Annotated in this window: 2 protein-coding genes; both read left to right on the forward strand. The window is 75.2% G+C overall.

Annotation, left to right across the window (positions count from 1 at the left end; all coding sequences use genetic code 11):
- Positions 1–33 precede the first annotated feature (33 nt).
- The gene (locus AB0J57_RS33235; protein ID WP_366132123.1) at positions 34–11,172 is read left to right on the forward strand and encodes an SDR family NAD(P)-dependent oxidoreductase; all 11,139 of its coding nucleotides are present in this window, start codon (positions 34–36) and stop codon (positions 11,170–11,172) included.
- A 1-nt stretch (position 11,173) separates the two neighbouring features.
- Positions 11,174–15,835, forward strand: a complete 4,662-nt coding sequence (locus AB0J57_RS33240) for a type I polyketide synthase (protein WP_366132124.1) — start codon at positions 11,174–11,176, stop codon at positions 15,833–15,835.
- Positions 15,836–15,856: the final 21 nt, after the last annotated feature.

Here is a 15,856-nt window from a genome sequence, read left to right on the forward strand (position 1 = left end):
CCTTCAGTACCGACACCGCCAGGGGGAAAAGCCGTGCCCGCCAACGACGCCACCGTCACCAGCAACGAGGAGAAACTCCGCGACTACCTCCGCCGCGCGATGGCGGAGCTCCAGGAGACCCGCGAACAGCTCAGCGCGGCCACGTCGCGGGCGCACGAGCCCGTGGCGATCGTCGGCATGGCGTGCCGCTTCCCCGGCGGGGTCGACTCGCCGGAGGCACTGTGGGAGCTGGTGTCCTCCGGCACGGACGCGGTGTCCCCGTTCCCCACCGACCGGGGCTGGGACCTGGAGCGGCTGTACGACCCCGACCCGGACGCGGTCGGCCACTCGTACGTCCGCGAGGGCGGCTTCCTGCACGACGCGGCCGAGTTCGACGCCGGGTTCTTCGGCATCTCGCCGCGCGAGGCCGTCGCCATGGACCCGCAGCAGCGGCTCCTGCTGGAGACCGGCTGGGAGGCCCTGGAGCGGGCCGGCATAGCGCCGTCCGCCCTGCGCGGCAGCCGCACCGGCGTCTTCGCGGGCGTCATGTACCACGACTACGGCACCGGCCGCTCCGGTGGCGACGACGAGGCCGGCGGCTACCTCGGCACCGGCACCTCCGGCAGCGTCGTCTCCGGCCGCGTCTCCTTCGCCCTCGGCCTGGAGGGCCCGGCGGTCACGATCGACACGGCGTGCTCCTCGTCGCTGGTCGCCCTGCACCTGGCCGCCCAGTCGCTGCGCGCGGGCGAGTGCGACCTCGCGCTCGCCGGCGGCGTCACCGTCATGGCGAACCCGACGGCGTTCGTGGAGTTCTCCCGCCAGCGCGGCCTCGCCACCGACGGCCGCTGCAAGGCGTACGCGGACGGTGCCGACGGCACGGGCTGGGCCGAAGGCGCGGGCATGCTCCTGGTGGAGCGGCTCTCCGATGCCGTACGCAACGGACACCGCGTCCTCGCCGTGCTGCGCGGCTCGGCCGTCAACCAGGACGGCGCGAGCAACGGCCTCACCGCCCCCAACGGCCCCTCCCAGCAGAGGGTCATCCGCGACGCGCTCGCCGCCGCGGGTCTGGGCGTCACCGACGTCGACGCGGTCGAGGGCCACGGCACCGGCACCCGGCTCGGCGACCCCATCGAGGCGCAGGCGCTGCTCGCCACCTACGGGCAGCGCACCGGTGCGGCGGAACCGCTGTGGCTGGGCTCGCTGAAGTCGAACATCGGGCACGCGCAGGCGGCGGCCGGTGTCGGCGGTGTCATCAAGATGGTCAAGGCCATGGAGCACGGGGTGCTCCCGCAGACCCTGCACGTCGACGCCCCGTCGAGCGAGGTCGACTGGGAGTCGGGCAAGGTCTCCCTGCTGAGCGAGCGCCGGAACTGGCCCGAGGTGGGCCGCCCGAGGCGGGCGGCGGTGTCCGCGTTCGGTGTGAGCGGTACCAACGCGCACGTGGTCCTGGAGCAGGCTCCGGCGGTGGAGGACCGGGCGGCCGGTGACGCGGTGCTCCCCGTGGTTCCGGTCGTGGTCTCCGCGCGTTCCGACGCGGCTCTGCGTGCCCAGACGACCCGACTGCGGGCCCGGCTGGAGGCGGCTCCCGAGCTGGACACGCACGACGTGGCGTGGACGCTAGCGACGGGGCGTTCGGCGCACGAGCACCGGTCCGTCGTCCTGGCCGGTGGGCGCGAGGAACTGCTGCACCGGCTCGGCGGCGAGGCCGTGGCCGGAGTCGTCGAGGGCGTCGCCTCCGACGACACGGGCCGGACGGTGCTGGTGTTTCCGGGTCAGGGGACGCAGTGGGTGGGTATGGGTGCCCGGCTGCTGGTGGAGTCTCCGGTGTTCGCTGCTCGGTTGGAGGAGTGTGGGCGGGCTTTGGCGCCGTTCGTGGACTTCGACCTGGTGGAGCTGGTGCGTGAGGGCGGTGCCCTGGACCGGGTGGACGTCATCCAGCCCGTCACCTGGGCGGTGATGGTGTCCCTCGCGGAGCTGTGGCGGTCGCTGGGGGTGGTGCCGGATGCGGTGATCGGTCACTCGCAGGGTGAGATCGCCGCGGCGGCTGTCGCTGGCGCGCTGTCGTTGGAGGATGCCGCTCGGGTGGTGGCTCTGCGGGCTCAGGTCATTGGGCGTGAGCTGGCGGGGCTTGGGGGTATGGCGTCGATTCCGCTGCCGCGTACGGAGGTGGAAGCGCGCCTGGGCGCGTGGGCCGGTCGGCTGGACGTCGCGGCCGTCAACGGCCCGAAGTCCACGGTGGTTTCCGGTGACGCGGACGCGATCGTGGAGTTTGTCGCCGCGTGCCAGGCGGAGGACATCCGGGCCCGCCAGGTCCCGGTCGACTACGCCTCGCACTCCGCGCACGTGGAGCGGATCGAGGCGGAACTCCTCGACGTCCTGGCCCCGATCACGCCCCGGTCTTCTGATGTCCCGTTCTACTCGACGGTCGAGGGCGGCCTGATCGACACGGCCACGGTCGACGCCTCGTACTGGTACCGCAACCTCCGCCAGACGGTCCGCTTCGAGGACACCGTCCGTACCCTCCTCGACCAGGGCTTCACCACCTTCGTCGAGTCCAGCGCCCACCCCGTGCTGACCATCGGTATCCAGGAGACCGCCGATGTGGTGGCCGTGGGCTCGCTCAAGCGCGAAGACGGCGGCCTGGAGCGGTTCCTGACCTCGGCCGCCGAGCTGTTCGTGGCCGGGGTGGACGTCGACTGGGCCGCGCTGTTCACCGGTACCGGCGCCCGGCACGTCGATCTGCCCACGTATGCCTTCCAGCGCTCCCACTACTGGCTCGACACCGTCACCGACACGCCCGTTGCCGCCGCCCGCGACGGCCTCTCCTACCGCGTCACCTGGAAGAACCTGACCGCCGCCTCCCGCGACGACGAGCGGCTCACCGGCCGCTGGCTGGTCGTCGCCCCCGAGGACGCGCCCGACGCGGCCGCCGCGATCCGCGAGGCCCTGGCCGCGCGCGGCGCGACGACGGAGACCCTGCTCGTCGACCCGGCCACGGTCGACCGTTCACGGCTCGGGGCCGCCCTCGCCGGGGCCGCCGAGCGGGACGGCGCCGCGCCCCTCGAAGGCGTCCTGTCGCTGCTCTCCCTCGCCCGGGGCGCGCACGCCGACCACCCGGAACTGCCGCTGTCCCTCGCCGCGACCCTGGCCCTCGTCCAGGCGGCCGGGGACACGGGCACCGAGGCCAGGCTGTGGGCCGTCACCTCGGGTGCCGTGGCCGTGGCGCCCGGCGAGACGCCTTCCCCCGCCCAGGCCCAGATCTGGGGCTTCGGCCGGGTCGCGGGCCTGGAACTGCCCCGCTGCTGGGGCGGGTTGGTCGACCTCCCGGCCGGCACCGCCGGTACCGCCGATGCCCGGGTCCTGGCCCGGCTCACGGCGCACCTCGCCGCGCCCGGTGCGGAGGACCAGGTCGCCGTGCGGCTCTCGGGCACGTACGGGCGCAGGCTCGTCCCGGCCGACGGCGCCGCCCCCGCACGCACGTACACCCCGCGCGGCACGGTCCTCGTGCTCGGTGAACTCGGCACCGTCGCCGCCCCGCTGGCGCGGCGGCTGCTCGACGGCGGCGCCGACCGGGTCGTCCTCGCCGGGAACGTCGACGCGCGGGCGGTGCACGACGCCCTCGGCGGGCTCGCCGGCCGGGTCACCGTCGCCGACTGCGACCCGGCTGACACGGGCCGGCTGCGTGACCTGATCGCCACGCACGGCCCCACCGCCGTGCACGTCGCCCCGCCGACCGCGCCGCTCGCCACCGTCGCCGAGACGACCGTGGAGTCCCTGGCCACGGCGCTGGCCGTCAAGACCGGCCTCACCACCCGGATCGAGGGCCTTCTCGACGGGCTTCTCCAAGACGCCGATCTGGTGGTGTTCTCGTCGGTCTCCGGCACCTGGGGCGGCGCGGGGCAGGCCGGGTACGCCGCCGGTACCGCGCACCTGGACGCTCTCGTGGAGTGCCGCCGCGCCCGGGGCCTCGCCGCCACCTCCGTCGCCTGGACCCCCTGGCAGGGCCCGGCGGCCGGACCGGCGGCCGGGGAACAGTTGCGGCGCACCGGACTGACGCCCCTCGATCCGGAACGGGCCCTCGACGCCCTGGAGCGGGCGCTCGCCGACCGCAGCGGCACCGTCGCCGTCGCCGACGTCGACTGGCAGAGGTTCGCCGCCGCGTACACCGCTGTCCGCCCCACCGCGTTCCTCGACGAACTGCCGCAGGTCAAGGCCGCCCGCGCGGCCGAGGCCGAGGACCGGTCCCAGGCACCGGGAACGGGCCTGGCCGCGTCCCTCGCCGGGCTCTCCGACCAGGAGCGCACCCGCCACCTGCTGCGCCTGGTCCGGTCGCACGTCGCCGCCGTCCTCGGCCACGAGTCGCCCGACGGCATCGCGCCCGACCGGGCGTTCCGTGACCTCGGGTTCAACTCGGTGACGGCGGTGGAACTGCGCAACCGGCTGGCCCGCGCCACCGGGCTCACCCTCGCCGCCTCCCTGGTGTTCGACCACCCCAGCACCGAGGCCGTCGCCCGCCACCTCCAGGAACTTGTCGCGGGTGACGACGAGACCGCCCCGGACGCCTTCGCCGCCCCGCCGCAGCAGCCGGCCTCCGAGGACGACGCCGTGGCCGTCGTGGGCATGGCGTGCCGTTTCCCCGGCGGCGTCACCACGCCCGAGGAGCTGTGGCAACTGCTGGTCGCCGGCGGCGACGCCATCACCGGCCTGCCCCGCGACCGTGGCTGGAACCTGAGCGAGCTGTTCGACGACGACCCGGACGCCAAGGGCCGCACGTACGTCCGCGAAGGCGGCTTCCTGCACCAGGCGCCCGACTTCGACCCGGAGTTCTTCGGGATCTCCCCGCGCGAGGCGCTGGCGATGGACCCGCAGCAGCGGCTTCTGCTGGAGACCGCGTGGGAGGCGTGCGAGCGCGCCGGGCTCGACCCGAAACTGCTGCGCGGCAGCCGCACCGGCGTGTTCGTCGGCACCAACGGGCAGCACTACATGCCGCTGCTCCAGAGCGGCGACGAGGACTTCGACGGCTACCTCGGCACCGGCAACTCCGCCAGCGTCATGTCGGGCCGGCTCAGCTACGTCTTCGGCCTCGAAGGCCCCGCCGTGACCGTCGACACCGCCTGCTCGGCCTCCCTGGTCGCCCTGCACCTGGCCGTCCAGGCGCTGCGGCGCGGCGAGTGCGGCATGGCCCTCGTCGGCGGCGCGACCGTGATGTCGACGCCCGACATGCTGATCGAGTTCTCCCGCCAGCGCGTCATGTCGCCCAGCGGCCGCTCCCGCGCCTTCGCGGCGGGCGCCGACGGCGTCGCCCTCGGCGAGGGCGCCGGCATGCTGCTCGTCGAGCGGCTCTCGGACGCGCGGCGCAACGGCCACCCCGTCCTCGCCGTCATCCGGGGCTCGGCGGTCAACCAGGACGGCGCCAGCAACGGCCTGACCGCCCCCAACGGCCCCTCCCAGCAGCGCGTCATCCGCCAGGCCCTCGCCGACGCGGGCCTGGCCCCCGGCGACGTCGACGCGGTCGAGGCGCACGGCACCGGTACCGAACTGGGCGACCCCATCGAGGCGCAGGCCCTGCTCGCCACCTACGGCAAGGAGCGTCCCGGCGGGCAGCCGCTGTGGCTCGGCTCGGTCAAGTCCAACATCGGCCACGCGCAGGCCGCCGCCGGTGTCGCCGGCGTCATCAAGATGGTGCTGGCGCTGCGCGAGGGCGTCCTGCCGCGCACCCTGCACGTCGACGCCCCCACCGAGCGGGTCGACTGGGAGTCCGGCCAGGTCGCCCTCCTCACCGACACCGTCGCATGGGCCGAGCGGGACACCCCGCGCCGCGCGGGCGTCTCCGCGTTCGGCATCAGCGGCACCAACGCGCACGTCATCGTCGAGGAACCGCCGCGCACCGAACCCGCCCCGGCCGCCGCAGCGGCCGACGGCGACCCGTGGGCCGACGTCACCGTCCCGCTGCTGCTCTCCGCGCGCTCGGAAGCCGCCCTGCGCGCCCAGGCCGCCCGGCTGCGCGCCGACCTCGTCGAGCGCCCCGCCCTGCACCCGGCCGACGCGGGCTACACCCTGATCACCTCGCGCTCCCGGTTCGACCGGCGGGCCGCCGTCATCGGGGAGAGCCGCGAGGAACTGCTCGACGCGCTCGGCGCGCTCGCGCAGGACCGTACGCACCCCGCCGTCGTGCGCGGCACCGCGGGCCCCGGCGACCGCATCGTGTTCGTCTTCCCCGGCCAGGGCTCCCAGTGGGCCGCCATGGCCGAAGGGCTGCTGGAGCGCTCCCCGGCGTTCGCCGAATCCGCCCGGGCCTGCGACGAGGCGCTGCGCGCCTACCTCGACTGGTCGGTGCTGGACGTGCTGCGCCAGGAGCCGGGCGCGCCCTCGCTCGCCCGGGTCGACGTGGTCCAGCCGGTCCTGTTCACCATGATGGTCTCCCTCGCGGCGGCCTGGCGTTCCCTCGGCGTCCACCCGGCCGCCGTCGTCGGCCACTCCCAGGGCGAGATCGCCGCCGCCTACGTGGCGGGCGGACTCACCCTCGACGACGCGGCCCGCATCGTCGCCCTCCGCAGCCAGGCGTGGCTGACCCTGGCCGGCAAGGGCGGCATGATCGCCGTATCCCTCCCGGCCGGTGAACTGCGCGCCCGCCTGGAGCGGTTCGGCGACCTGCTGTCCGTCGCCGCCGTCAACAGCCCGGGCACCGCGGCCGTCGCGGGAGACCCGGACGCGCTGCGGGAACTCCTCGACGAGCTGACCGCGGAAGGCGTCCACGCCCGCGCCATCCCCGGCGTGGACACCGCCGGTCACTCGGCGCAGGTCGACGCGCTCAAGGACCACCTCATGGAGGTCCTCGCCCCCGTCGCGCCGCGCTCCGGCGACATCCCGTTCTACTCGACCGTCACCGGCGGCCTCCTCGACACGGCCGCGCTCGACGACACGTACTGGTACCGCAACATGCGCGAACCCGTCGAGTTCGAGCAGGCCACCCGTGCCCTCGTCGCCGACGGCCACGACGTGTTCATCGAGTCCAGCCCCCACCCGATGCTCGCCCTCTCCCTCCAGGAGACCATCGCCGACTGCGGCAGCGCCGCCGCCGTGCTCGGCACCCTGCGCCGGGACAAGGGCGGGCCCCGCTCCTTCGGCGCGGCGCTCGGCGCCGCCCACGTCCACGGTGTGGAGATCGACGGCGAGGCCCTGTTCGGCAGCGACTCACGCCGCGTCGACCTGCCGACGTACCCGTTCCAGCGCGAGCGCTACTGGTACCACCCGGCCGACCGGCGCGGCGACGTGTCCGCCCTCGGCCTCGAAGAGGCCGGGCACCCGCTGCTCGGCGGCGGCGTCGAACTCCCCGAGTCCGGGTCCGTCGTGTACACCGCCCGCATCGGCGCCGACTCGCGGCCCTGGCTCACCGACCACACCCTCATGGGAACGGTCCTGCTGCCCGGCGCGGCCCTGATCGACCTCGCCCTGTGGGCGGGCCGCAACTCCGGCTGCCCGCACCTGGACGAGCTCGCCCTCCAGGCGCCCCTCGCCCTCCCCGACGAGGGCGCCCTCGAACTGCGTGTCCTGGTCGGCGCCGCGGGCACCGACGGGGCCCGCACCCTCACCGTCCACTCCCGTGCGGCGGGCGCCGAACCCGGCACGCCCTGGACCCGGCACGCCGAGGCCACCGTCACCCCCTCGGCCGGCGAGCGGCCCCCGGCGCCGCACACCGTGTGGCCGCCGCGCGGCGCCACGCCCGCCGGGCCCGCCGGACCGGACGAGTTCTACGCCAGGTTCGCCGAGCGCGGCTACGACTACGGGCCGCTCTTCCGGGGCTTCACCGCCGGCTGGCGCGATGGCGTGACCGTCCACGCCGACGTCGCCCTGGACCAGCGCGTCCAGGGCGAGGCGGGCCGCTTCGGCATCCACCCCGTCCTCCTCGACGCCGCCCTCCAGGCCCTCAGCCTCGGCACGTTCTTCCCCGAGGACGGGCAGGCCCGCATGCCGTTCGCGGCGCGCGGCGTCCGCCTCCACGCCACCGGCGCGGACCGGCTCCGCGTCACCGTCGAACCGGCCGGTGACGAAGCGGTGCGCATCCGGTGCGCGGACTCCACCGGCGCGCCCGTCCTCGACATCGACGAACTCGTCGTACGTCCCGTCTCCGCCGCGCAGTTGGCGGCCGGCGCGGGCGGCACCGGGCGCAACGGCTCCCTGTACGAGGTGCGCTGGCAGCCGGTGACCGCCCCGGCGACCGTGCCGCCGCGCCGCTGGGCCGTCGTCGGCGAGGACCACGCCAAGCTCGTCGCCGCCTTGGATGCCGCCGGCACCGGTGCCGACTGGTACCCGGACCTGGCCGCCCTCGTGGCCGCCGCGGGCACCGGCGGCGCGCCCGACGTCGTCGCCGTGTCGCTGCCGCAGGCCGCCGTGCCCGACGCGGCCACCGTGCACACGGTGGCGCACCGGGCGCTGGACCTGGCCCAGGGCTGGCTGGCGGCGGGCCCCGCGCTCGCCTCCGCGACGCTCGCCCTCGTCACCCGGGGCGCCGTCGCCACCGGGCCCGACGAGCAGCTCACCGACCCGGCGGCGGCCGCCGCGTGGGGCCTGTTCCGCTCCGCCCAGTCCGAGGAACCGGACCGCATGGTCCTGCTCGACGTGGCCGCCGACGCCGTCGACGGCACCGCCCTCGCCGTGGCCCTCGCCACCGGTGAACCCCAGCTCGCCGTGCGCGGCGACGGCGTGCGCGTCCCCCGGCTCGCCCGGACCGGCGACGGCGGCGGCACCGGCGGCGACAACGGCGGCGACCGGCTCGCCGCCCCGGCCGGCACCCCGGCCTGGCGGCTCGCCACATCCGGCAACGGCACCCTCGAAGGGCTGGCGCTCGTCCCGGCGCCCGACACCCGGGCCGCCCTCGCCCCCGGACAGGTGCGCATCGCCGTCAAGGCCGCCGGGCTCAACTTCCGCGACACCCTCATCGCCCTCGGCATGTACCCGGGCGAGGGAGTCATGGGCGCCGAAGGCGCGGGCGTCGTCACCGAGACCGGGCCCGACGTCGAAGGGCTCGCCCCCGGCGACCGGGTGTTCGGCATGTGGACCGGTGGCTTCGGCCCGTACGCCGTCGCCGACCGCCGCATGGTCGCGAAGATCCCGCACGGCTGGTCCTACGCCGAGGCGGCCTCCGTCCCGGCCGTCTTCCTCACCGCCCAGTACGCGCTGACCCGCCTCGCCCAGGCCCGGCCCGGCCAGTCCGTGCTCATCCACGCCGCCGCCGGCGGCGTCGGCATGGCCGCCCAGCAGCTCGCCCGCCACCTCGGCCTGACCGTGTACGCCACGGCCAGTACGGGCAAGTGGGATACCCTGCGCCGCCTCGGCCTCGGCGAGGAGGCCATCGCCAACTCGCGCACCACCGAGTTCGCCGACCGGTTCCTCACCGTGACCGGCGGGCAGGGCGTGGACATCGTCCTCAACTCCCTGGCCGGCGAGTTCGTCGACGCGTCCCTGCGGCTCCTGCCGCGCGGCGGCCACTTCCTGGAGCTCGGCAAGGCCGACGTCCGTGACCCCGGCCAGGTCGCCGCCGACCACCCGGGCACCCGCTACCAGGCGTTCGACCTGGTCGGCGCGGGCCCCGACACCGTCGGCGAGATGCTCGGCGAGCTGCTCGCCCTGTTCGAGGCGGGCGCGATCGAACCGCTGCCGCTGACCGCGTACGACATCCGCGACGCCCGCAGCGCGTTCCGCACCCTCAGCCAGGCCAAGCACACCGGCAAGATCGTGCTGACCATGCCCCCCGCGTTCGACGCCCACGGCACCGTCCTGGTCACCGGCGGCACCGGCACCCTCGGCAGCGCCGTCGCCCGCCACCTGGTCACCACCCACGGCGTACGCCACCTCGTGCTCGCCTCACGGCTCGGCCCGGACGCCGAGGGCGCCGGCGCGCTCGCCGCCGAACTGCGGGCATCGGGAGCCGACGTCACCCTCGCCGCCTGCGACGCGGGTGACCGGGACCAGCTCGCCGCACTGCTCGACGGCATCCCGGACGACCACCCGCTGACCGCCGTCGTCCACACGGCCGGCGTCCTCGACGACGCCACCGTGCCCGCGCTCACCCCCGGACAGATCGACCGGGTCATGCACCCCAAGGTCGACGCCGTGCTCAACCTGCACGAACTCACCTCCGGCAAGGACCTGTCGGCGTTCGTCGTCTACTCGTCCTCCTCCGCGCTCTTCGGCAGCCCCGGCCAGGGCGGCTACGCCTCCGCGAACGCCTTCCTCGACGCCTTCGCCGCCTACCGGCGCGGCCTCGGACTGCCCGCCCTTTCCCTGGCCTGGGGCCTGTGGGCCAACAACAGCCGCATGGCCGACCACCTCGACCAGGACGGCATGCACCGCAGGCTCGCCCGTGGCGGCATCCTGCCGCTCACCGACGAGGAGGGCCTGGCGCTCTTCGACGCCGCCCAGACCCTCGACGTCCCGCTCCAGGTCCCGATCCGGCTCAACCAGGGCGTCCTCAGGGCATCCGGCGCCGTCACCCCGTTCCTCAGCGGCCTCGTCGGCGAGGTGCGCACCGCCCCCGGCCGGGCCGCCACCGGCGACAACGGCGACGGCGACACGGCCGGCCTCGCGGGCGTCCTCGCCGCCCTGCCCGCCGACGAGCGGCGCCAGGCCGCCGTGGAGGCGGTACGCGCCCACGCCGCGGCCGTCCTCGGCCACGGCGCGCCCGAATCCGTCCCCGTCGACCGGGCGTTCAAGGACCTGGGCTTCGACTCGCTGACCGCCGTCGAGATGCGCAACAGGCTGGCCGCCGCCACCGGGCTGCGCCTCCCGGCCACCCTGGTCTTCGACCACCCGACGCCCGAGGCGCTCGGCGAGCACCTGTACCGCAAGCTCGCCCCGCAGACCGGCACGGCCGGCGCGCCCGCCGACGACCCGACGGACACGGGCGCCGCCACGGAGGTGTCGGAGGCCGCCGTACTGGCCGGACTGGACCGGCTGGAGCGGCTTTTCGCCGCCCTCGCCGACCGGGCCGCCGACCCGGCCGCCGACGGTTCACCGGCCTCCGGCACGCCTGCCGACGAGGGCGTACGCCAGGAGATCGCGGCCCGCCTCGCCGCCCTCTCCGGCGCATGGAACGGGCTGCACGCCGGGTCCCCCGACGGCACATCGGTGGCCGATGCCATCGAAGCCGCCGACGACGACGAGATCTTCGCATTCATCGACGAACGGTTCTGACATGGCTAACGCGAACGAAGAGAAGCTCCGCGCCTATCTGAAGCGGACCACGACGGAACTGCACCGCACCAGCGAGCGCCTGCGCGAGCTGGAGGAACGCGCCCACGAACCCGTGGCGATCGTCGCGATGGCGTGCCGCTTCCCCGGCGGGGCCGACTCACCCGAGGCCCTGTGGGAACTCGTGTCGTCCGGCACGGACGCGGTGTCCCCCTTCCCCACCGACCGGGGCTGGGACATCGAGGGGCTGTACGACGAGGACCCGGACGCAGCGGGCCGCACCTACGTCCGCGAAGGCGGCTTCGTGTACGACGCGGGCCGCTTCGACGCCGGCTTCTTCGGCATCTCGCCGCGCGAGGCGCTCGCGATGGACCCGCAGCAGCGGCTGCTGCTGGAGACCGGCTGGGAGGCGCTGGAGCGCGGCGGCATCGACCCGCGCACCCTGCGCGGCAGCCGGACCGGCGTCTTCGTCGGCGCCTGGAACAGCGGCTACACCGACCAGGTCCGCGAACCGTCCCCCCAGCTCGAAGGCGACCTCCTCACCGGCGGTGTCGTCAGCTTCAGCTCCGGACGCCTCTCCTACACGCTCGGCCTGGAAGGCCCGGCCGTCACCGTCGACACGGCCTGCTCGTCGTCCCTGGTCGCCCTGCACCTGGCCGCCCAGTCGCTGCGCCGGGGCGAGTGCGACCTGGCCCTCGCCGGCGGCGTCACGGTCATGGCGACCCCGGCCGTCTTCGTCCAGTTCGCCCGGCAGCGCGGCGTCGCCGCCGACGGCCGCTGCAAGGCGTTCGCCGACGCGGCCGACGGCTTCGGCCCCGGCGAGGGCGCGGGCATGCTCCTGGTGGAACGGCTCTCCGACGCCGTACGCAAGGGCCACCGCGTCCTCGCGGTGCTGCGCGGCTCGGCCGTCAACCAGGACGGCGCGAGCAACGGCCTCACCGCGCCCAGCGGCAGCGCGCAGCAGCGCGTCATCCGCCAGGCGCTCGGCGACGCGCAGCTCACCGCCGCCGACGTGGACGCCGTCGAGGCGCACGGCACCGGCACCCGGCTCGGCGACCCCATCGAGGCCCACGCGCTGATGGAGACCTACGGGCAGGGCAGGCCGGCGCAACGGCCGCTGTGGCTGGGCTCGCTGAAGTCGAACATCGGGCACGCGCAGGCGGCGGCCGGTGTCGGCGGTGTCATCAAGATGGTCAAGGCCATGGAGCACGGGGTGCTCCCGCAGACCCTGCACGTCGATGCCCCCTCGTCCCGTGTCGACTGGGACGCGGGTGCCGTGTCGCTGCTCACGGAGCGCCGGGACTGGCCCGAGACGGGCCGGCCGAGGCGGGCGGCGGTGTCGTCGTTCGGTGTGAGCGGTACCAACGCGCACGTGATCCTGGAACAGGCGCCGGCGGTGGAGGACGTCCCGGCGGGGGATGTGGTGCTTCCGGTGGTGCCGTTGGTGGTGTCGGCGAAGTCGTCGTCGGCGTTGCGTGAGCAGGCTGAGCGGGTGCGTGCTGTGCGCGGGCCGCGGTTGCTGGATGTCGGGTTCAGTCTGGCGGCGGGGCGTTCGGTGTTCGAGCACCGGAAGGTGTTCGTGGGGGACGTCGAGGTCGAGGGTGTCGCGTCCCCGGTCGGCCGGACGGTGTTGGTGTTCCCGGGTCAGGGGACGCAGTGGGTGGGTATGGGTACCCGGCTGCTGGCGGAGTCTCCCGTGTTCGCCTCAAAGCTGGCGGAGTGCGGGCGGGCTTTGGCGCCGTTCGTGGACTTCGACCTGGTGGAGCTGGTCCGTGAGGGCGGTGCTCTGGACCGGGTGGATGTCATCCAGCCCGTCACCTGGGCTGTGATGGTGTCCCTCGCGGAGTTGTGGCGGTCGCTGGGGGTGGTGCCGGATGCGGTGATCGGTCACTCGCAGGGTGAGATCGCCGCGGCGGCTGTCGCTGGGGCGCTGTCGTTGGAGGACGCGGCTCGGGTGGTGGCTCTGCGGGCTCAGGTCATTGGGCGTGAGCTGGCGGGGCTGGGTGGGATGGCGTCGATTCCGCTGCCGCGTACGGAGGTGGAAGCGCGCCTGGGCGCGTGGGCCGGTCGGCTGGACGTCGCGGCCGTCAATGGGCCGAACAGCACGGTCATTTCCGGTGACGCGGACGCGATCGTGGAGTTTGTCGCCGCGTGCCAGGCGGAGGACATCCGGGCCCGTCAGGTGCCCGTCGACTACGCCTCGCACTCCGCGCACGTGGAGCGCATTGAGGCGGAACTGCTCGATGTCCTCGCTCCGATCACGCCCCGGTCTTCTGATGTCCCGTTCTACTCGACGGTCGAGGGCGGCCTGATCGACACGGCCACGGTCGACGCCTCGTACTGGTACCGCAACCTCCGCCAGACCGTCCGCTTCGAGGGCACCGTCCGTGGCCTCCTCGGGCGCGGTTTCACCACGTTCGTCGAGTCCAGTGCCCACCCGGTCCTGACCATCGGCATCCAGGAGACCGCCTACGCCGCCGACGCGGCCCTCGTCACCTCCGGGTCGCTCCGCCGTGACGAGGGCGGCCTGGACCGGTTCCTGACGTCGGCCGCCGAGCTGTTCGTGGCCGGGGCGAACGTCGACTGGGCCGCGCTCTTCGAGGGCACCGGCGCCCGGCACGTCGACCTGCCCACGTACGCCTTCCAGCGCTCCCACTACTGGCTGGAGCCCTCCGCCCCCGCGCCCACACCCGGAGCCGCCCCTTCCATCGACTCCTGGCGTTACCGCGTCACGTGGAAGAACCTGGGCCGGGCCGACGCGCCCGTGCTCACCGGCCGCTGGCTGGTCGTCGCCCCCGAGGGCGTGGCCACGGACGACGTGCAGGCCGCGCTCGCCCGTCACGGAGCCGGGGTGGACGTGCTGAACGTCGACCCCGCCTCCGTACAGCGCGAGGACTTCGCCGCGCACCTCGCGGGCGGGACGTGGGACGGCATCCTGTCGCTGCTCGGGACCGACGGGCGGGCGCACCCCGACCACCCGGGCCTGGCCCTGTCCGCGCTCGCCACCACGGCGCTCGCCCAGGCCGCCGCGGCCACCGCCCCGGCCGGGGCGCGGCTGTGGAACGTGACCACGGGCGCCGTGGCCGTGGCCCCGGGCGAGCGGCCGGACGCGGCCGGCGCCCAGGTGTGGGGTCTCGGGCGCACCGTGGCCCTCGAACTGCCCTCCCTGTGGGGCGGGTCGGTCGACCTGCCCGCCCAGGCCGGTGCCGCCGCCCTCGACCGGCTCGTGGCGGCCCTCGCGGGTACCGAGGACCAGGTCGCGGTGCGGGCATCGGGGACGTACGGGCGCAGGCTCACGCCCGCCGACGGCGGCCGGGCCCGGCGCGCGTACACCCCGCGCGGCACCGTCCTGGTCACCGGCGGCACCGGCGCCCTCGGCGGCCACGTCGCCCGCTGGCTCGCCGCGCACGGCGCCGAGCACCTCGTCCTCACCGGGCGGCGCGGCTCCCGTGCGCCCGGTGCCGCCGAACTGGCGGCCGAGCTGGAGCGGTTGGGAGCCAGGGTGACCCTGGCCGCGTGTGACGTGTCCGACCGGGACGCCCTGGCCGCCCTCGTCGAGGCGCATCCGCCGACCGCCGTGTTCCACACCGCCGGCGTGCCGCACTCGCTGGACCTGCTCTCCTCGGACCTCCGGTCGTTCACCGACGTGTACGCGGGCAAGGTCGCGGGCGCGCTCCACCTGCACGAGCTCACCAAGGGCCTGGAGCTGGACGCGTTCGTGCTGTACGCGTCCGGCGCGGGCGTGTGGGGCAGCGGCGGGCAGAGCGTCTACGGCGCCGCGAACGCCGCCCTGGACGCCCTCGCCGAGCAGCGCCGTGCGGACGGCCTGCCCGCCACCTCCGTCGCCTGGGGCCTGTGGGGCGGCGGTGGCATGGGCGAAGGCGCGGGCGAGGAGTTCCTCACCAGCCGGGGGCTGCGGGCCATGGACCCGGCCGACGCCGTCGACGCGCTGGCCAGGGCTCTGGACCGTGACGACACCTGTGTGACGCTCGCCGACATGGACTGGCCGCTGTTCGCCAAGGGGTTCACGGCGCTGCGGCCCAGCCCCCTGATCTCCGGGCTGCCGGGTGTGCGGGAGGCCCTGGAGCCGCACGCCGGCCAGGACGGCGCCGGCCGGGACACGGACGGATCGCTCACCGCCCGGCTCACCGGACTGTCCGGCGCCGAGCGGTACGAGACGGTCCTGGAGGAGGTGCGGCGGCAGGTGGCGGCGGTGCTCGGGCACGCGGGCCCGGACGACGTGGACGCCGACGAGGCCTTCAAGGACCTGGGGTTCAGCTCGCTGACCGCCGGTGAACTCGCCGCCCGGCTCAGCCGCGCCACCGGGGTCAAGCAGCCGCCGACGCTGGTCTTCGACCACCCGACGCCGTCGGCCGTGGCCGACCACCTGTGCTCGCTCGTCCAGGCCACGGACCCGGAGGAGGACCGGGTGCGGGCCGCCCTGGCCGAGCTTCCCCTGGAGCGGCTGCGCGCCGAGGGGCTGCTGGACAGGCTGCTCAAGCTGGCCTCGACCGGGACCGAGAACAGTCCTTCCCAGGCACCGGCCGCCGACCGCCCGCTCGACGCCGACGTGGACGCCGACGTGGACGCCGACCTGGACGCCGCCATCGACGAGCTCGACGGCGACGCCCTGATCGCGCTCGCGCTCGGCGACGCGGCCGCCTGACCCCCGTACGAAGAAGGGACC

This window comes from Streptomyces sp. NPDC049837 (genome assembly GCF_040674455.1).
Taxonomy (GTDB): domain Bacteria; phylum Actinomycetota; class Actinomycetes; order Streptomycetales; family Streptomycetaceae; genus Streptomyces.

Bases quoted from the DNA above. Each gene is read 5' to 3' on its own strand.
- AB0J57_RS33240 (WP_366132124.1), top strand. From the start codon at position 11,174: ATGGCTAACGCGAACGAAGAGAAGCTCCGCGCCTATCTGAAGCGGACC.